This window comes from Pseudomonas sp. AM8 (assembly GCF_036346475.1).
Classification (GTDB): Bacteria; Pseudomonadota; Gammaproteobacteria; order Pseudomonadales; family Pseudomonadaceae; genus Aquipseudomonas; species Aquipseudomonas marginalis.
This window is the reverse complement of record NZ_JAOTNX010000004.1, coordinates 371,214-389,569: the sequence shown is the minus strand read 5'-3', so window position 1 is coordinate 389,569 and position 18,356 is coordinate 371,214. Positions and strand designations below refer to the sequence as shown.

Annotated in this window: 18 protein-coding genes and 1 other RNA gene; 9 read left to right on the top strand and 10 right to left on the bottom strand. The window is 62.4% G+C overall.

The window, feature by feature from the left end:
* Positions 1 to 81 precede the first annotated feature (81 nt).
* The 4 genes from V3W40_RS13535 to V3W40_RS13520 form a co-directional block, all read right to left on the bottom strand.
* Positions 82 to 1,200, bottom strand: coding sequence for an ABC transporter permease (locus tag V3W40_RS13535; protein WP_065926649.1), 1,119 nt, complete (start codon positions 1,198 to 1,200; stop codon positions 82 to 84).
* The gene (rbbA, locus tag V3W40_RS13530; RefSeq protein WP_330215151.1) at positions 1,200 to 3,917 is read right to left on the bottom strand and encodes a ribosome-associated ATPase/putative transporter RbbA; all 2,718 of its coding nucleotides are present in this window, start codon (positions 3,915 to 3,917) and stop codon (positions 1,200 to 1,202) included. Before rbbA ends, V3W40_RS13535 begins: the two co-directional genes overlap by 1 nt.
* Positions 3,914 to 4,879 carry an HlyD family secretion protein gene (locus V3W40_RS13525; protein ID WP_027608372.1) on the bottom strand — a complete coding sequence of 322 codons (966 nt, stop codon included), beginning with the start codon at positions 4,877 to 4,879 and terminating at the stop codon, positions 3,914 to 3,916. The genes rbbA and V3W40_RS13525 overlap by 4 nt, the downstream gene beginning before the upstream one ends.
* A 136-nt stretch (positions 4,880 to 5,015) precedes the next feature.
* The gene (locus V3W40_RS13520) at positions 5,016 to 5,465 is read right to left on the bottom strand and encodes an EVE domain-containing protein (protein WP_027608373.1); all 450 of its coding nucleotides are present in this window, start codon (positions 5,463 to 5,465) and stop codon (positions 5,016 to 5,018) included.
* Between the two features lie 194 nt (positions 5,466 to 5,659).
* Here V3W40_RS13520 and V3W40_RS13515 point away from each other — a divergent pair, with 194 nt between their 5' ends.
* A complete protein-coding gene (locus V3W40_RS13515) occupies positions 5,660 to 5,809 on the top strand; it encodes a hypothetical protein (protein WP_092355790.1) in 150 nt (49 codons plus the stop codon).
* Between the two features lie 7 nt (positions 5,810 to 5,816).
* On the opposite strand, the gene V3W40_RS13510 is transcribed toward V3W40_RS13515, so the two are convergent.
* The 4 genes from V3W40_RS13510 to V3W40_RS13495 all read right to left on the bottom strand — a co-directional run bounded on the left by V3W40_RS13510 (position 5,817) and on the right by V3W40_RS13495 (position 7,237).
* Positions 5,817 to 6,446: a 5-formyltetrahydrofolate cyclo-ligase gene (locus V3W40_RS13510; protein WP_330215150.1), complete on the bottom strand. Its 630-nt coding sequence runs from the start codon at positions 6,444 to 6,446 to the stop codon at positions 5,817 to 5,819.
* A gap of 58 nt (positions 6,447 to 6,504) precedes the next feature.
* Positions 6,505 to 6,683: non-coding RNA, 6S RNA (gene ssrS, locus V3W40_RS13505), on the bottom strand.
* 30 nt (positions 6,684 to 6,713) lie between these two features.
* Entirely contained in the window at positions 6,714 to 7,031 is a 318-nt protein-coding gene (locus V3W40_RS13500; protein ID WP_027608375.1) for a cell division protein ZapA, read from the bottom strand.
* Positions 7,028 to 7,237 carry a TIGR02449 family protein gene (locus V3W40_RS13495; RefSeq protein ID WP_007982902.1) on the bottom strand — a complete coding sequence of 70 codons (210 nt, stop codon included), beginning with the start codon at positions 7,235 to 7,237 and terminating at the stop codon, positions 7,028 to 7,030. Before V3W40_RS13495 ends, V3W40_RS13500 begins: the two co-directional genes overlap by 4 nt.
* A 138-nt stretch (positions 7,238 to 7,375) precedes the next feature.
* On the opposite strand from V3W40_RS13495, the gene V3W40_RS13490 reads away from it, so the two are divergent.
* From V3W40_RS13490 to gcvH, 8 genes are all read left to right on the top strand, one after another.
* Complete coding sequence (locus tag V3W40_RS13490; protein ID WP_092489828.1) at positions 7,376 to 7,933, top strand: YecA/YgfB family protein; 558 nt, start codon at positions 7,376 to 7,378, stop codon at positions 7,931 to 7,933.
* 24 nt (positions 7,934 to 7,957) lie between these two features.
* Complete coding sequence (pepP, locus tag V3W40_RS13485) at positions 7,958 to 9,280, top strand: Xaa-Pro aminopeptidase (protein WP_330215149.1); 1,323 nt, start codon at positions 7,958 to 7,960, stop codon at positions 9,278 to 9,280.
* Positions 9,277 to 10,464, top strand: coding sequence for a 2-octaprenyl-6-methoxyphenyl hydroxylase (gene ubiH, locus V3W40_RS13480; RefSeq protein WP_330215148.1), 1,188 nt, complete (start codon positions 9,277 to 9,279; stop codon positions 10,462 to 10,464). The genes pepP and ubiH overlap by 4 nt, the downstream gene beginning before the upstream one ends.
* A 61-nt stretch (positions 10,465 to 10,525) precedes the next feature.
* Positions 10,526 to 11,743, top strand: coding sequence for a 2-octaprenyl-3-methyl-6-methoxy-1,4-benzoquinol hydroxylase (locus V3W40_RS13475; protein WP_176718760.1), 1,218 nt, complete (start codon positions 10,526 to 10,528; stop codon positions 11,741 to 11,743).
* Between the two features lie 95 nt (positions 11,744 to 11,838).
* Positions 11,839 to 12,843: an extracellular solute-binding protein gene (locus V3W40_RS13470; RefSeq protein ID WP_053127831.1), complete on the top strand. Its 1,005-nt coding sequence runs from the start codon at positions 11,839 to 11,841 to the stop codon at positions 12,841 to 12,843.
* 160 nt (positions 12,844 to 13,003) lie between these two features.
* Complete coding sequence (locus V3W40_RS13465; protein ID WP_330215147.1) at positions 13,004 to 14,620, top strand: ABC transporter permease; 1,617 nt, start codon at positions 13,004 to 13,006, stop codon at positions 14,618 to 14,620.
* Positions 14,621 to 14,776: 156 nt separating this feature from the next.
* Entirely contained in the window at positions 14,777 to 15,859 is a 1,083-nt protein-coding gene (gcvT, locus tag V3W40_RS13460) for a glycine cleavage system aminomethyltransferase GcvT (RefSeq protein ID WP_074847924.1), read from the top strand.
* Between the two features lie 52 nt (positions 15,860 to 15,911).
* On the top strand, positions 15,912 to 16,295 hold the full coding sequence (gcvH, locus tag V3W40_RS13455) for a glycine cleavage system protein GcvH (protein WP_330215146.1): 384 nt from the start codon (positions 15,912 to 15,914) through the stop codon (positions 16,293 to 16,295).
* Positions 16,296 to 16,360: 65 nt separating this feature from the next.
* On the opposite strand, the gene V3W40_RS13450 is transcribed toward gcvH, so the two are convergent.
* On the bottom strand, positions 16,361 to 17,503 hold the full coding sequence (locus V3W40_RS13450; protein WP_330215145.1) for a DegT/DnrJ/EryC1/StrS family aminotransferase: 1,143 nt from the start codon (positions 17,501 to 17,503) through the stop codon (positions 16,361 to 16,363).
* A gap of 159 nt (positions 17,504 to 17,662) precedes the next feature.
* Positions 17,663 to 18,334, bottom strand: a complete 672-nt coding sequence (locus tag V3W40_RS13445; RefSeq protein ID WP_083381389.1) for an outer membrane protein — start codon at positions 18,332 to 18,334, stop codon at positions 17,663 to 17,665.
* Between the last annotated feature and the right edge of the window lie 22 nt (positions 18,335 to 18,356).

Sequence of the window (18,356 nt, the reverse complement as noted above, 5' to 3'; positions counted from 1 at the left end):
CGTAGGGCGCGACTCGGTCCTGAATCGGCAGCGCGGCCGACGCAGCCTCGCTTGCGCTCGGCAGCTGCTACGGGGGCTTCGTCAGGAAGCCAGGCTCTTCCTGAACCGCGCCAACGCCACCGCAAAAAACAACAGCCCGATCCCCGCCAGCGCCAGCAAGTCCGGCCACACCACACTCACCCCCGCGTCGCGAAACAAAATCGCTGCGCTCAGGCTCACAAAGTGCGTCGACGGCGAGCCCTGCATCACCCACTGCAACCACTCGGGCATGCTGTCCAGCGGCGTGCTGCCGCCTGACAACAGCAGCATCGGGATAATCACCGGAATCGCCAGCAAGCCGAACTGCGGCGTCGAGCGGGCGAGGGTGGCGAGGAAGATCCCCAGTGCCGTACTGGCAAACAGATACAGGGCAGTCACAAACAGGAACAACCCCAGCGACCCGGCCAGCGGCACGCCGAGCAGCCCTTTGACCACCACCTCCAGCGATAGCCAGGTGCACAGCACCACCACCAGCATATTGCTCCAGATTTTCGCCAGCATGATTTCCAGTGCGGTCAGCGGCAGTACCAGCAGGTGGTCGAGGGTGCCGTGCTCGCGCTCGCGCAACAGCGCGGTGCCGGTGAGCACGATGGCCAGGATGGTGATGTTGTTGACGATCTGGATCACGGCCAGGAACCAGCCGCCCTCCAGGTTGGTGTTGAACAGTGCTCGGGTCGTGAGCAGCGCGGGCGCCTGGCGGGTGGCGTCGGTTTGCCCGCTGTAGTTGAGCAATTCGCGCTGGAAGATCCGCCCGATATAGCCCGCGCCCATGAACGCCTGGCTCATCGCCGTGGCATCGACGTTCACCTGCACGCCAGGCTGGCGACCGGCCAACAGGTCGGCCTGGAAGTTGGCCGGTACGTTGATCACGAAGGTGTACTGGCCGCTGTCCATCACCTTGTCCAACTGGTCATAGGCCAACGGTGCCGGTGCTTGGAACTCGGGCGGTTGCAGCGCCTCGGCCATCTGCCGTGAGAGCGCGCTGTGGTCTTCATCGACAAACGCTACGCTGGCGTTGTGCACGCCGATCACCGAGCCGGCGGCGGGCATGTAGATGGCGACGGTGAAGGCGTAGAACAGAAACAGCAGCAAGACGCTGTCGTGGCGCAGGCTGGTGAGTTCCTTGATGCCCAGCCGGAAGATGTGTGCGAGCTTGTGCATCAGGCCTCCTGCTTCTTGAGCATGACCAGGCTCAACCCGGTGAACCCGATAAAGAAGCCGAACAGCGCCAGGCATTGCGGCCACAACTGGCGCAGGTCCAGGGCCTTGGTGAAGGTACCCACGGCAATATCCAAAAAGTGCCCGGCCGGAAACAGTGCGCCCATCAAGGCGGCGGCGCCTTCCAGGGACGAGCGCGGCACGATCAGCCCGGAAAACTGGATGGTTGGCAGGCTGGTGATGATCATGGTGCCGAGGATCGCCGCGATCTGGGTACGGGTGAACGCGGAAATCAGCAGGCCCATGCTGGTGGTGGCCAGCACATACAGCAGCCCGCCAAACGCCAGCGTCAGGCCGCTGCCCTTGAACGGCACACCGAACAGCCAGCGATTCATCGCCACCAGCAGCGCCAGGTTGACCAGGCTCACGGCCAGGTAAGGCGCCTGTTTACCGAGCAGGAATTCCAGGCGCGTCAGGGGTGTGGCGTAGAAGTTGGTGATCGAACCCAGTTCTTTCTCGCGCACGATGCCCAGGGCGGTGAGCATCGCCGGGATAAACGCCAGGATCAGTGCCATCACGCCGGGGCCGATGGCATTCACGCTGACCACGTCCTGGTTATAGCGAAAACGGGTTTCCAGTTTGGCGGCTGCCTGGGCGCTGCGCGGCAGGCTGCTCAGTTCGGCCAGTTGCTGCAGGTTGCCTTGGTGCACCGCCTCCACATAGTTGCGGCTGGTTTCCGCACGAAACGGCATGCCGCCATCGAGCCACGCGGCCACGGTGGGTTGGCGCCCGGCATAGAGATCGCGACCAAAGCCGGGCGGGATCTCCAGGGCCAGTTTGATTTCCGAGCGTTGCAGGCGTCGGTGTAATTCATTGGCATCCTGGATCGGCGCCTGCTCGGCGAAGTAGCGCGAGCTGCGGAAGGCTTCCAGATAGGCGCGGCTTTGTGGCGTCTGGTCCTGGTCGTAGACGGCGAAGGCGAGGTTTTCCACGTCCAGGGAAATGCCGTAGCCGAAGATCACCATCATGAACATCGCACCGAGCAGGGCGAAGGCCATGCGTACTTTGTCGCGCAGCAGTTCCTTGCCTTCGCGGCTGGCCACGGCCAGCAGGCGAGACAGGCTGAAACCACGCTTGCTGATGGGCGGCGCATGGGTTTCGCTGACGGTTTTGGCCGACGTGGCGGGTTCGGCATCGCCTTGGGCTTGCTCAAGGCAGGTGACGAACGCGGCTTCCAGGGTGTCGCCGTTGAACTGCCGTTGCAGTGCATCCGGTGTGTCGCAGGCGAGTACCTTGCCGGCATGCATCAAGGAGATGCGGTCGCAGCGCTGGGCTTCATTCATGAAGTGGGTAGACAGGAAGATCGTTACCCCTTGTTCACGGGACAACTCGATCAACAGTCGCCAGAAATCATCCCGGGCTGCCGGGTCGACGCCCGAGGTGGGCTCATCGAGGATCAACACTTCCGGCCGATGCAGCACCGCCACGGCCAATGACAAGCGTTGGCGCAGGCCGAGGGGCAGCTCCCCGGAGGGCTGCTCGGCCACCTCACCGAGGTCGAAACGCTTGATCAGCTCATCGATGCGCGGGCCGCTGTCGGCCTTGGGCAAATCGAACAGTTGCGCGTGCAACACCAGGTTCTGGCGCACGCTGAGTTCGCCATACAGCGAGAAGCTTTGCGACATGAACCCTACGCGCTTGCGGGTGGCCAGGTCCTTGGCGTTTACCGGGTTGCCCAGCAGCGTGGCGCTGCCTTCGGTGGCCGGCATCAGCCCGGTGAGGACTTTCATGGTGGTGGTCTTGCCGCAGCCGTTGGAGCCGAGGAAGCCGAAGATCTCGCCACGGCCGATGGCAAAGCTGACCTTGTTCACCGCCGTGAAGTCGCCGAAGCGCAGGGTCAGGTCGTGGGCTTCGATGGCGATATCGGTGTTGGCGTTTTCCCTGGGCGGGATCACCAGCGGTTGGTTGTCATGGGCGCTGTCGCCCTGGAAGTGGGTGAAGGCCTCATCCAGTTTGCCGCTGGGGGTCGCTGCCGCCAGTTCGCTGCTGAGCCCGTCGGCGATCAGCTTGCCACGGTCGAGCATCATGCAATGTTCGAATTGCTCGGCCTCCTCCATATAGGCCGTGGCCACCAGCAGCGTCAGTTGCGGGCGCTCGCTGCGCACGGTCTCGACCAGTTCCCAGAAGCGCCGCCGCGACAGCGGGTCGACGCCGGTGGTGGGTTCGTCGAGGATCAACAAGTCCGGGTCGTGGATCAGCGCGCAGCACAGGCCGAGCTTCTGCTTCATGCCGCCGGAGAGCTTGCCGGCCGGGCGCTCGGCAAAGCGTGCAAGGTCGGTGGCCAACAGCAGGTTGTGCATGCGCTGGTCGCAGTCGGCTTTGGACAGGCCGAACAGCGTGGCGAAGAAGCGGATGTTTTCGCGGATGGACAGTTCGGGGTACAGGTTGCCGCCCAGGCCCTGGGGCATGAAGGCGATGCGTGGGTACAGGCTGTTGCGGTGACGACGGTTGGCGATTGAGCCGCCGAGCACCTCCAGTTGGCCGTCCTGGAGCCTTTTAACCCCGGCGATCAATCCCAACAGGCTCGACTTGCCGGCCCCATCCGGGCCGATCAGACCGCAGCGGGTGCCGGTGGGCAGGCTGAAGGCAATGTCGATCAAGGCCTGCTGCTTGCCGTAACGGTGGTTGATGCCGGTGGCGTGCAGCGCCAGGCCGGTCATTGCAGGTTGGCCGGCCAGTCGATGTCAGCCATGCGCACGTAGCCGGCGCCGGGCATCCCCGGTTTGGCCTGGGGTACGGCGCTGGGTTGGGTCAGGCGCAGCTTGACGCGAAACACCAGTTTCTGGCGTTCGTCGCGGGTTTCGACTTCCTTGGGGGTGAACTGCGATTTGGCGGCGACAAAGCTGATCTTGGCCGGCAACGGTTGCTGGGGCAGGGCATCGAGCAGGATGCGTGCGTCGCTGCCAACCGTCAGGCGACCGGTGACGGAGGCGGGCAGGTAGAGGTTCATGTACTGATCCTCGGGGTCGATCAGCAACAGCACGCGCCCGCCGGCACCGAGGACCTCGCCGGGCTCGGCCAGGCGCAGTTGGATAATGCCGTCGATGGGCGCGCGCAAGCTGCTGTCATCGATTTCGCTGGTCAACTGGGCGACCTGGGCCTGGGCGGCACCGATGGCGGCCTTGACCGAATTGACCTGGGCTTGCGCGGCGATCACGGCGGCGTTGCCGGTGTTCTGGCGGGCCTGTTGCTGGTCGATCAACTGGCTGCTGGCAAAGCCGCGCTTGTACAGTTCCTGGGTACGCTTGAGTTCCTGGTTGGCCAGCAGTTGCTCGCTTTGACGCAGTTGCACATTGGCCTCGGCGGCGGCGAAGTTTTCCCTGGCGCGCAGCACTTCGGCTTCGGCCTGGGCGCGCTGGGCTTCCAGGGTGCGGGTGTCCATGCGCGCCAGCAACTGGCCCTTGAGCACCTTGTCACCTTCATCCACCCGCACCTCGGCCAGGCGACCGGGGATCTTGGCGGCGATCTGCACTTCGGTGGACTCCAGGCGACCGTTGCCCATGCCCAAGCCTTCGGGCAGGCGATCCTGGGTGGACTTCCAGTAACCGAAGCCGCCGGCGGCGAGCAACAAGGCAATCAACAAAGCGGCAAACAGGTGGGAGGAGCGGGGCGTGATCGACATGGGTGCATCCTGCGGCGTTAGCGTCCTAGTTTGACCGAGGCAGCCCGAGGGGCGTTGATGCCGGTCAAATGAAGCGCAAGCCTAACCCGGTTCAGGTGCAGATGCATGCGCCGGGAGCGTGACCGCAGGGTTCTGGTCAGCGCAGTGCCAGCACCGCTGCCCATTGTTCTGCCGTGACCGGCATCACGGACAAGCGACTGCCTTTTTGTACCAGGGGCAATTCGGCGAGGGCGGTTTGCTGTTTCAGGTAGCCCAGGCCCAGCACCTTGGGAAAGGTCTGAACGTGCGCGACGTTGATCGCACTCCACGGGTTTTTCTCGGGGGTGGCCTTGGCGTCGAAGTAGTGGCTGTCCGGTTCCAGCGCGGTAGGGTCCGGATAGGCGGCCGCGATGATCTTGCCGATGCCGGCAATGCCGGGCTCGGGGCAACTGGAGTGGTAGAAGAAAAATTGGTCACCCACTGCCATGGCGCGCAGGAAGTTGCGTGCCTGGTAGTTGCGTACCCCGTCCCAGCGCGCTTCGCCCAGCGTTTCCAGGCCGTTGATGGAGAGTTCGTCGGGCTCGGATTTCATCAGCCAGTAGGCCATTTTTGCGCTCCTGAAAAAGCAGTGGGCAAGTTGTCAGGCAATTTGATGACAAACCGACAGTCGGTTGGCGTCAAGGTTTGCGTGTTGGTTCACGTTATCGGAGAATGCCGGGATTTTAAGCTTGACGCAGCTGCAACGGACTACTTTGGAACGTTGTTGTCATCGTGTACGAGATGCCTGAAGGGGGGCAATCGATGCAACGTAAACCGGATTTACTATGGATATTGGTGATTTTGTTTGGTCTGGGCGTCGTGACCACCGGGTATGCGCAAAGCTTATGGTCGAACAAGACCGATGCGCCAGTTGAACTGACTCAGCAGCAGCCGCAACCCTTCAAGCGCTGACCCTTCTTCAAGGCGCCGTAGCTTCCTGCGGCGTTTCTGCGACATACCACTGCCTGTCGGTAACGGTGCCAGCCAACGGCACATCCCAGCTGGCCTGTGCCAATCGATCGACCTTCTGACATTCATGGGCCAGGCCCAGCAGCGCCGGCTTGCGCCAGCTTTTGCGGCGTGCCAGGTAGGCGAGGCTGCGGTCGTAGAAACCGCCGCCCATGCCCAGGCGGCCACCGGCATCATCGAATCCCACCAACGGCAGCAACACCAGATCCAGCGCCCACACCTTGCGCTGGCGCCTGGCATTGACCCGTGGCTCCAGAATGCGAAAGCGATTGGGCAGCAGCGTTTCCCCAGGCTTCACGCGCTGGAACACCATCTTGGTCCGTGGCCAGGCGCTGAGCACCGGCAGGTAAGTGGCCTTGCCCCGGCGCTGTGCCGCACGCAGCAGCAGGCGCGGATCGATTTCACCGTCCGTCGGTAGATACAGGGAAATATGTTTGGCCCGGCGAAACAGCGGGTGCTGTGCCAGTTGCCGATACAGGCCATGGGCGGCCTGGCGCTGCTCGCTGGGCGTGAGGGCGCGGCGGGCTTTGCGCAACATGCGTCGAAGGTGCGGACGGGAAAGCGGCGCAGGTTCGTTCATGGTTTTTCGGCTCATAAAACAATGCCAGTCCGGGGACTGGCATTGAGTTCTGGAATTCAGGCTCCCCGACAGAGCCGCTGTCGACTCAGCCCTTGAACCCGAAAGTTCAAGGTGGAAGAAGCAGTAGGCTTTAAGGCTTTCCGTCTAGCGGACATGCACACCAGCCCAACGTGCAACTTCCAGGGTAGTGCGAATCGGCTCCGGGACATCGCCGACTGGCAAGCACGCCAGGGAGTGGGGCGAGTATACCTTAAACAGTCGCGGCAATCAGCCCTTGGGTTGCTCTGTGTCGCTGGAAAGCACCAGGTCCACGCGTTCGAGCAGGTCGCGCACCTGCTCGCGCGTCGAGCCGCTGGCCTGTACGTCAGGGCGCTCCTGCTTATGCAGCAGGTCGTGGGTAATGTTCAGGGCGGCCATTACGGCGATGCGGTCGGCACCAATGACTTTGCCGCTGCTGCGGATTTCGCGCATCTTGCCGTCCAGGTAGCGGGCGGCGCTCACCAGGTTGTTGCGCTCTTCCTGGGGGCAGATGATTGAATATTCTTTGTCGAGGATCTGCACGGTGACGCTATTGCTTGAACTCATGAGTCTTGCTCCAGGGCCTTCAGGCGCGAAATCATCGATTCGACCTTACGCCGGGCGATTTCGTTTTTTTCAATGAGGTGAGCGCGTTCCTCGCGCCAGGTCTTTTCCTGAGCTAATAGGAGTCCGTTTTGACTCTTAAGTTGCTCGACCCGAGTAATTAGCAATTCGAGTCTGGCCATCAGCGCTTGCAGGTCGGTGTCTTCCATTGGGTTCCACTGGATTTGTCTGATGAATGGCAACTGCAGGATAAACGATCTGACGCCCTCGATAGTCTTGGTACGTCTGCCGGTGCTAGGATACAGCGCTCCATTCTAGACATTGCGCCGTCTGGCGCCTAGCTCACCATGCCCATTCAGAACTCCCCGTACGATGCTTTTTCCAAACTGCTGAGCACCAGCGGCCATCCTTGCTCGCCCGCCGAGCTGCATGGCGTGCTGCTCGGCCGCAGTTGCACCGGTGTTGGCTTTGATGCCGACAACTGGCTGGCCGATGTGGCCGAGCTGCTGGAAACCGAACCGACCGAAAACGTGCGTAACGCGCTGATCGGCCTGCAAGAGATGGTCAAGGGCGAACTGACCGGTGATGACGTCACCGTGGTCCTGCTGCTGCCGACCGACGATGCACCGCTCCCCGAACGCGCCGCCGCACTGGGCCAATGGTGCCAGGGCTTCCTCCACGGTTTCGGCGTGAACGCCGGCGGCCTGGAACTGAGCACCGACGCCAAGGAAGTGCTGCAGGACCTGGCGGCCATCTCCCAGGTGCAAGATGCCCTGGAAGAGTCCGAAGACGGCGAAGGCGACTACATGGAAGTTATGGAATACCTGCGCGTCGCGCCGTTGCTGCTGTTCACCGAGACCAGGAAGTCCGCTGAGCCTGCTGCACCCAAGCCTTCGCTGCACTAAAAGAGAAAGGAAGCCAATCTGCCCATGATCCATATCCCCAAAGCGGAATACACCCGGCGTCGCAAGGCGCTCATGGCGCAGATGGAACCCAACAGCATCGCGATCCTGCCGGCTGCCGCCGTGGCGATCCGCAATCGCGATGTGGAGCACGTCTATCGCCAGGACAGCGACTTCCAGTACCTGAGCGGTTTCCCCGAGCCGGAAGCGGTGATCGTGCTGATGCCCGGTCGCCAGCATGGCGAGTACGTGCTGTTCTGCCGCGAACGCAATGCCGAGCGCGAATTGTGGGACGGCCTGCGTGCCGGTACCGAAGGCGCCATCCGTGACTTTGGCGCCGACGATGCCTTCCCCATCACCGATATCGACGACATCCTGCCCGGCCTGATCGAAGGCCGCGACCGGGTGTATTCGGCCATGGGCAGCAACGCCGAATTCGATCGGCACCTGATGGAGTGGATCAACGTCATCCGCTCCAAAGCGCACCTTGGCGCCCAGCCACCGAACGAGTTTGTTGCCCTGGATCATCTGCTCCACGACATGCGCCTGTATAAATCGGCGGCGGAAGTGAAGGTGATGCGCGAGGCAGCGCGCATTTCCTGCGCGGCCCATGTGAAGGCGATGCAGGCCAGTCGCGTCGGCTTGCATGAGTTCAGCCTGGAAGCCGAACTGGATTACGAATTCCGCAAGGGCGGCGCAAAGATGCCGGCCTATGGCTCCATCGTCGCCACCGGGCGCAACAGCTGCATCCTGCATTACCAGCAGAATGACGCCGTGCTCAAGGACGGCGACCTGGTGCTGATCGATGCCGGTTGCGAAATCGACTGCTACGCCAGCGACATCACGCGCACCTGGCCGGTCAACGGTAAGTTTTCACCGGAACAAAAAGCGATCTATGAAATCGTGCTGGCCTCCCAGGAGGCCGCCTTTGCCGAGATCGCGCCGAACAAGCATTGGAACCAGGCCCACGAGGCGACGGTGCAGGTCATCACTGCCGGGCTGGTGAGTCTGGGGTTGCTGAAGGGCGACGTCGACGAACTGATCGCCAGTGAAGCCTACAAACCCTTTTATATGCATCGCGCTGGCCATTGGCTGGGGATGGATGTGCATGACGTCGGCGAGTACAAGGTGGGTGGCGAATGGCGAGTGCTGGAAGTCGGCATGGCACTGACCGTGGAGCCAGGCATCTACATCTCGCCGGATAACCAGACCGTAGCGAAGAAATGGCGTGGCATTGGCGTGCGCATCGAGGACGACGTGGTGGTGACCAAGCAAGGCTGTGAAATCCTGACCGGCGGCGCCCCCAAGAGCGTCGTTGAAATCGAAGCCCTGATGGCGGCCGCCCGATGAGCCGGGTCAACCTGGCGATTATCGGCGGCGGCCTGGTGGGCGCGAGCCTGGCGCTTGCGTTGCAGGCCGGTGCCAAGGCGCGTGGCTGGAAGGTCGTGCTGATCGAACCCTTCGCGCCCGGCGACAGCTACCAGCCGAGCTACGATGCGCGGTCTTCGGCGCTGTCCTACGGCGCCCGGCAGATTTATCAGCGCCTGGGCCTGTGGCAGCAGATCTCGCGCCGCGCCGAGCCGATCAAGCAGATCCATGTGTCGGACCGTGGGCGCTTCTCCACCGCGCGACTGTCCGCCATGGAGGAGGGCGTGCCAGCCCTCGGTTACGTGGTGGAAAACGCCTGGCTCGGTCAATGCCTGTGGCAAGGCCTGGACAAGGACGTGGTGAGTTGGCGCTGCCCGGCGGAAGTCACACGCATGGAGCCGCTGCCCGATGGCTACCGCCTGACCCTCAACGATGAAACCGTGCTGGAATGCGACCTCGCGGTGCTCGCCGACGGCGGCCGCTCCGGCCTGCGCGAGCAACTGGGCATTGGCGTGAAAACCCGTCCGTACAACCAGAGCGCGCTGATCGCCAACATCACCCCGAGCGAAGCCCACAACGGCGAAGCGTTCGAGCGTTTCACCGATGAAGGCCCGATGGCCCTGCTGCCGCTGCCGGACAACCGTTGCGCACTGGTATGGACCCGTATCGGCATGGACGCACAGCGCCTGGCCAGTCTCGATGAACGCAGCTTCCTGAGCGAGTTGCAGGGCGTGTTCGGCTACCGCCTGGGCACCCTCAAGCAAGTCGGCGCCCGTCATCTGTATCCGTTGACCCTGGTGGAAGCCGAAGAGCAAGTGCGCTCGCACCTGGCGATCCTCGGCAATGCCGCCCACAGCCTGCACCCGATTGCCGGGCAGGGGTTCAACCTGTCCCTGCGTGATGCGCACGCCTTGGCCGAGGCCTTGCTGGCCGGGCCGGCGGTGCCGGGCGACCTGGCGACGTTGCAGGCTTATCGCGAGCGTCAGCGCATGGATCAGAAGTTGACCGTGGGTTTCTCCGACCAGGTCACGCGGCTGTTTGGCAGCGCGCAACCGCTGGTCGCCCTGGGCCGCAATATGGGCCTGCTGGGCCTGGACCTGCTGCCACCGGCCAAGCGTTGGTTCGCCCGTCAGGCCATGGGCCTGGGTACCCGTCCCGATGCGTGAGACTTATCAATCCTTTTACGTGCGGTGCAAGCCGCCAGCGAGACAGGCTTAAAGCATGGACATGCGCGCAGATGTGCTGATTGTCGGGGCCGGAATGGTCGGAAGCGCCCTGGCGCTGGCATTGCAAGGCAGCGGCCTGCAAGTGTTGCTGCTCGACGGCAGCCCGCTGAGCGTCAAGCCGTTCGACCGCGCGGCGGCCTTCGAACCCCGTGTGAGTGCCTTGTCGGCGGCCAGCCAGCGCATCCTCGAGCGCCTCGGTGTGTGGGATGGCATCGTTGAACGACGCGCCAGCCCGTACGGCGAGATGCAGGTGTGGGACGGCAGCGGCACCGGGCAGATTCACTTTTCGGCGGCCAGTGTGCATGCCGAAGTGCTCGGGCATATTGTCGAGAACCGTGTGGTCCAGGATGCCTTGCTCGAGCGTCTGCACGACTGCGACCTGGGCCTGCTGGCGAATGCGCGCCTGGAGCAGATGCGCCGTTCCGGCGATGACTGGCTGCTGACCCTGGCCGATGGCCGCACATTGCGCGCGCCGCTGGTGGTGGCCGCCGATGGCGCCAACTCCGCCGTGCGCCGCCTGACCGGCACCGCGACCCGTGAATGGGACTACCTGCATAACGCCATCGTTACCAGCGTGCGCAGCAGCCAGCCGCACCAGCGCACGGCCTGGCAACGCTTTACCGACACCGGCCCGCTGGCGTTTTTGCCGCTGGAGCGGGACGGGCAGCAAGATTGGTGCTCGATCGTCTGGTCGACTACGCCGGTTGAATCCGAACGCCTGATGGCGCTGGATGATGAAAGCTTCTGCCGTGAACTGGAGCGCGCCTTTGAAGGGCGCCTCGGTAGCGTGGTCAGCGCCGATCCGCGTGTGTGCGTACCCTTGCGTCAGCGCCACGCCAAACGCTATGTGGCCGAGGGCCTGGCATTGATCGGCGACGCCGCCCATGTCATCCATCCATTGGCCGGGCAGGGCGTCAACCTGGGTTTCCTCGATGCGGCGGTGCTGGCCGAAGTGTTGTTGTCGGCCACCGAGCGCGGTGAACGTCTGGCCGATGTGAAGGTGCTCAGCCGTTACGAGCGCCGACGAATGCCCCATAACCTGGCCCTGATGGCGGCGATGGAAGGCTTTGAGCGCCTGTTCCAGGCCGATCAACTGCCGCTGCGCTGGTTGCGTAATGCCGGGTTGAAGATGGTCGACCAGATGCCCGAAGCCAAGGCCGTGTTTGTGCGCCAGGCCCTCGGGTTGAGCGGGGATCTGCCGGACCTGGCCAAGCCCTGACAGGTTTGTGCAACATTTGGTAACGGCTCCGCCGAGCGTTACCAAATGTGAGTCCCTATCATTTGCGCTTATTTTGCAAATGAGAGACCGCCCCCATGTTGGCACCCAAGCGCCTCCTGACTGCCCTGGCACTCACCCTGATCGGCAGCACCACCGTGCAGGCAGCCGACGAAGTGGTGGTCTACTCCTCGCGTATCGACGAACTGATCAAACCGGTGTTCGACGCCTACACCCAAAAGACCGGTGTCCAGGTGAAGTTCATCACCGACAAGGAAGCCCCGCTGATGCAGCGCATCAAGGCCGAGGGCGAAAACGCCACCGCCGACCTGCTGCTCACCGTGGATGCCGGCAACCTCTGGCAGGCCGAGCAAATGGGCATTCTGCAACCGTTCACCTCGCCGGTAATCGACAAGAACATTCCCCTGCAATACCGCTCTTCGGCGCATGCCTGGACCGGTTTGAGCCTGCGCGCGCGGACCATCGCGTACTCCACCGACCGGGTCAAACCGGGTGACCTGACCACCTACGAGGCCCTGGCCGACAAACAGTGGGAAGGCCGCCTGTGCCTGCGCACGGCGAAAAAGGTCTACAACCAGTCGCTGACGGCCACCCTGATCGAAACCCACGGCGCGGCCAAGACCGAAGAAATCGTCAAGGGCTGGGTGAATAACCTGTCTACCGACGTGTTCTCCGATGACATCGCGGTGCTGGAGGCAATCAACGCCGGGCAATGCGACGTGGGTATCGTCAATACCTACTACTACGGCCGTCTGCACAAGCAGAAGCCGGACCTGGCGGTGAAGCTGTTCTGGCCGAACCAGGGCGACCGTGGCGTGCATGTGAACCTGTCGGGCATCGGCTTGACCAAGCACGCACCACACCCGGAAGCCGCCAAGGCATTGGTGGAGTGGATGACCACGCCTGAGGCGCAGAAGATCTTTGCCGACGTGAACCAGGAATTCCCGGCCAATCCGGCGGTACCGCCGTCGGCTGAAGTGGCGACTTGGGGCAAGTTCGTGGCGGATACATTGCCGGTGGAAGTGGCGGGCAAGCGCCAGGCTGAAGCCATTCGCCTGATGGATCGGGCGGGCTGGAACTAAGTACAATTTGTAGGACGCCGCAGATCCAAATGTGGAGGGGCTTGCCCCCGATGTCGGAGTGTCAGTCTACTCATCGTGGACTGACACTCCGACATCGGGGGCAAGCCCCTCCCACATTGGATTGTGGTGATTTGAAGATTTCATTATTGAGAACCCACCCTTGGCCCACCCCGCCCAACGCCGCTGGTACCTGCCGGTCTTCAGCGTCGCCGCCCTGGTGCTACTGCCGCTGAGCGTGCTGTTGCTGTCCTGGCAAAGCATCGACGCGCAAATCTGGTCCCACCTGTGGGAAACCCAGATGCCGCGGTTGCTGGGCAACACCCTGACCCTGGTGCTGGGGGTCGGCGTCGGTGTAACCCTGTTGGGGGTCAGCCTCGCCTGGCTCACCAGCCTCTGCGAATTCCCCGGCCGGCGTTGGCTCGACTGGGCGTTGATGCTGCCCTTTGCCATTCCCGCCTATGTGCTGGCTTTCGTGTTTGTGGGCCTGCTGGATTTTTCAGGCCCCGTGCAGACCCTGCTGCGCGAATGGTTCGGCACCGGCTTGCGCCTGCCACGGGTGCGCTCCACCAGCGGCGTGATCATTGTGCTGGTGCTGGTGTTCTATCCCTACGTGTACCTGTTGGCGCGCAGCGCATTCCTCGCCCAGGGCAAGGGCCTGATGGAGGCGGCACGGGTGCTGGGACAGTCGCCCTTGCAGGCATTCTGGCATGTGGCCCTGCCCATGGCGCGGCCGGCGATAGGGGCCGGGGTGGCGTTGGCACTGATGGAGACCCTGGCGGATTTCGGTGCGGTGTCGGTGTTCAACTTCGATACCTTCACCACCGCTATCTACAAGACCTGGTACGGCTTTTTCAGTCTGTCCAGCGCGGCCCAACTGGCCAGCCTGTTGCTGTTGGTGGTGATGCTGGTGCTGTATGGCGAACGGCGTGCCCGGGGCGCCAGTCGATCCAGCAATGAACGGCCACGGGGCAAGGCGCTGTACCACTTGCGCGGGTTCAAGGCGGCGGCTGCCACTGCCTGGTGTGGATTGGTGTTTGCCTGTGCCTTTGTCATCCCGATGCTGCAATTGGTCGCCTGGTTCTGGCAGCGCGGCCGGTTCGACCTGGATGAGCGCTATTCGGGCCTGATCGTCCATACCCTTTACCTGGGCGGCATTGCCGCGTTGATCACGGTCAGCGTGGCGCTGGTACTGGCCTTCGCCAACCGCCTGGCGCCGACCCGGGCGATTCGCTCCGGTATCAGCCTGGCCAATGTCGGCTATGCCTTGCCGGGCTCGGTGCTGGCGGTGTCGATCATGCTGGCGTTCAGTTACCTGGACCGTGAGCTGGTGGTACCGCTGTCCGGCTGGCTCGGCGGGGCGGGCAAGCCATTGTTGCTGGGCAGTCTGTCGGCGCTGGTGCTGGCGTATCTGGTGCGCTTTCTGGCCGTGGCCTACGGGCCGCTGGAAAACAGCCTGGCGCGCATCCGGCCTTCGTTGCCGGAAGCAGCGCGTAGTTTGGGCGTGAGTGGGCCGCGACTGTTTTGCAAAGTGTATCTGCCGCTGTTGCTGCCCGGCACCCTGAGTGCAGCACTGCTGGTGTTCGTAGACGTGCTCAAGGAAATGCCCGCAACCCTGCTGATGCGCCCGTTCGGCTGGGACACCCTGGCGGTGCGGATCTTTGAAATGACCAGCGAAGGCGAGTGGGCGCGGGCTTCTCTGCCAGCGTTGACGCTGGTGCTGGTGGGGCTGCTGCCGGTCATCGGGCTGATCCGACGCTCCGCCCGACCAATCGGTTAGGTGCCAGTCCTACGGCTTGCGGCTACAATGCGCGGCATTCGGTGCGGTCCGTCCTTCGGATCGAGTCGCTGTACGTGGCTGCAGGCCTTGTCATTCAAGGTGTCCGGCACGGGCAACGACGCTGCGCACCTTCGCCAAGCCCGGAAGGAGAAACCCATGGGACAGCGTACGCCTCTGTATGACCTGCATCTCGCCCTCGGCGCGAAAATGGTCGATTTTGGCGGTTGGGATATGCCTTTGCACTACGGCTCGCAAGTTGAGGAGCATCATCAGGTGCGGCGCGACTGCGGGGTGTTCGATGTATCTCATATGACCGTGATCGATGTCACCGGCCCCCAGGCCAAGGATTGGCTCCAGCACCTGCTGGCCAATGATGTCGAGCGTTTGCACGGCTGTGGCCGTGCGTTGTACAGCGCCATGCTCAACGAGCAGGGCGGCGTGGTGGACGACATGATCGTCTACCGCACCGAGACCGGATACCGGCTGGTGGTCAACGCCGCCACCCGAGACCAGGACATGGCCTGGATCCAGGCGCAACTTGGCAGCTATCAGGTGCACCTGCATGAGCGGCCCGAGTTGGCCATGCTCGCCATTCAAGGTCCCCACGCCCGGCAGAAGATTGCCGAGTTGGTCACCCAGTCTCGCGGTACCCTGATCCACCAGCTCAAGCCCTTTGAAGGGCATGCCGACGGCGATTGGTTTATCGCACGCACGGGTTACACCGGTGAAGACGGCCTGGAAATTGTCCTGCCTGCCGATCAGGCGCCGGGTTTTTTCAACGATCTGGTCGGTGCGGGGATTTCCCCCATAGGCCTCGGCGCGCGGGACACCCTGCGGCTGGAAGCCGGCATGAACCTGTACGGCCAGGATATTCACCAGGACGTTTCGCCCCTGGCGGCCAACATGGCCTGGAGCATCGCCTGGGAACCTGCCGAGCGCAATTTCATCGGGCGAGCGGCGCTGGAAGCAGAGTTGGCCGCCGGTGTGCAGTTCAAACTGGTCGGGCTGGTACTGGAAGAACGTGGGGTTTTACGTGCTCACCAGGTGGTTCGCATCGCCAATGTTGGCGAAGGGGAGATCACCAGTGGTAGTTTCTCACCTACGCTGAGCAAATCCATTGCCCTGGCGCGTGTACCGACGGCGACTGCCGATCGGGCCGAAGTGGAAATCCGCGGCAAGTGGTACCCGGTTCGAGTGGTCAAACCGACCTTCGTGCGCCATGGCAAAACCTTGATCTAACTATTTCCGGCAGGCCAATGGCTGCTGACATTTCTTCTTGAGGACACAGACTATGAGCGATATCCCTGCCGACCTGCGTTTTGCCGAAAGTCACGAATGGGCCCGTCTGGAAGCTGACGGTACGGTGACCGTCGGGATCTCCGACCATGCTCAGGAAGCTTTGGGTGATGTGGTGTTTGTTGAGTTGGCCGAAGTCGGCGCTACGTTTGAAGCCAAAGGCCAGGCGGGTGTGGTTGAGTCGGTGAAGGCTGCTTCGGATATCTACGCCCCGGTTGCCGGTGAAGTGATTGCCGTCAACGAGGAGCTGGGTGGCAGCCCTGAGCTGCTGAACTCCGACCCTTACGGCGCGTGGATCTTCAAGCTCAAGCCAAGCAACCCGGCTGATCTGGAAAAACTGCTGGATGCGGCTGGCTACAAAGCCGCCATCGGCGAGTAACCGCAAGACCCATGTGGGAGGGAGCAAGCTCCCTCCCACATTCAATCGTCGTGAGCCGTGAGTGTTCAGTTCGCTTTCAGGACTGCCTTTACCGCCGCCACCGACCGCTCCACATCTGTCTCTGTCATCGCCGTGAACATCGGCAACGACACGATCAAACGTCCAACCTTTTCCGCTACCGGGAACATCCCTTCCTTGAACCCCTGTGCCCGATAAAGGCTCAGCAGGTGAATCGGCGGGTAGTGATAGCCAATGCCAACACCCTGTGCCTGCATTTTCTCCATGAAGGTTGCGCGGGCCGGCAGGCCATCGTGACGCTCCGGCAGCACCAACTGGAACAGGTGCCAGTTGCTGTTTTCGAAGTCGGCCGGCGGCAGTTGCGCGCCGTACTTTTCCTCGAAATCGCTGCCGAAACACTTGAAGTAGTGCCGGGCCAGGTGCTGGCGATGGGCGGTGATCTTCTCGATCTGGGCAAACTGCCCCAGGCCGATGGCTGCTGCGATGTCGGTCATGTTGAACTTGCCGCCCAGTACATCCACGTCCAGGCCGTCGAAGCCGGTGCGGGTGACGCCCTGCAGGCGGTATTTTTCCGCCAGGCGGGCTTCTTCGGCATTGTTCAACACCAGGCAACCGCCCTCGGAAGAGGTGATGTTCTTGTTGGCCTGGAAGCTGAACGATACAAAGTCCCCGGTGGAGCCGATGCGCTCGCCATCCCAGCTGGAGCCCAGGGCCTGGGCGGCGTCTTCGACAATGCGCAGGTTGTACTTGTTGGCCAGTGCGTACAGCATCGGCATGTCCAAGGGCAGGCCGGCCAGGTACACCGGGATGATCGCCTTGGTGCGCGGGGTGATTGCGGCTTCCACCTGGGCCAGGTCGATATTGCGGGTGACCGGGTCGATGTCGGCGAACACCGGCGTGGCACCTACTTCCAGGATCACGTTGGCTGTTGCGACCCAGGAGATTGGTGTGGTGATGACTTCATCGCCGGGCCCGATACCGGCGATACGCAAGGCGATCTCCATGGTGCAAGTGCCCGAGTTGAAGGTGCGCACCGGCCGGCCGCCAAAGTATTCCGACAGCTGTGCTTCGAACGCCTGCACTTTCGGCCCGCTGGTGATCCAGCCCGAGCGCAGTACATCGCCGACCGCCGAGATGGTGGCTTCATCGATGGTAGGTTTGGAGAACGGCAGAAAGGGCTGTTGGCTCATGACGACGAAGGCATCCGTTTCAGATTGGCGATGAGTAAGCGAGGGTTCAGTCCCGGCATGGTGGCACGGTTAGACTGAATATAGCCTGTCGCCTGTGAATGAATCGTCATGCCACGGACACGGAAGTGCCGCTTGAACGGCGGCATTTCCTGTTGCCGGTCAGAAGTACACACGGGTTTCAAAGAACACACTCTGCTCCTTGAGCTTGCCCTTGAGCTGTTCATCACGAGCGTTTATCCGGTTGGTGAAGGTGTTGTAGCCGGTCTCGATACGGCCCATGTCCACGTAGCGCCAACCTGTGCCAAAGGAAATGCGGTCGTTGACCTTGGCATCCAGGCCCAAGCCTACGCTGTAGGCAAAATTATATTGGCGGTGGCTGGCAAAGCGACGGGTGTCATTGCTCTGAAAACCCTCGGCATCAATTTGTGCGACGCCCATCCCCGCCATGCCGTAGAACGACAGCCAATGGGTGAGCGGTATGTTTTTATAGCCGTTGACCATCACGCGCTGACTGTCCGCTTCAAGACGGTTGACGTTGGCATTGAAGGGCGACCAGAAGGAGTCGAAGGTCGAGCTGCCGGAGAGGGTGTATTCCCCTTCCGCGCGCCAGCCATTGGCGAAGGCATAACCTACTGCGTAGGATCCGGTGAATGTTTTAGTGCTATCAGGCGCTTCCACTCGTTCGGTGACGCGCGGGCTGGTCAACAGTGCACTGGATAGATTCTGGCGTGCACTGTTAAATTTTGCCGAGCCGTACCAGGCCTCTGCCTGTGCATAAGGCGTTGCAATAGCAGTGAGGAACAGAAAGGAAGATAGTTTTCGCATGGTTATCGATTCACTGAGGGGAAGGGTG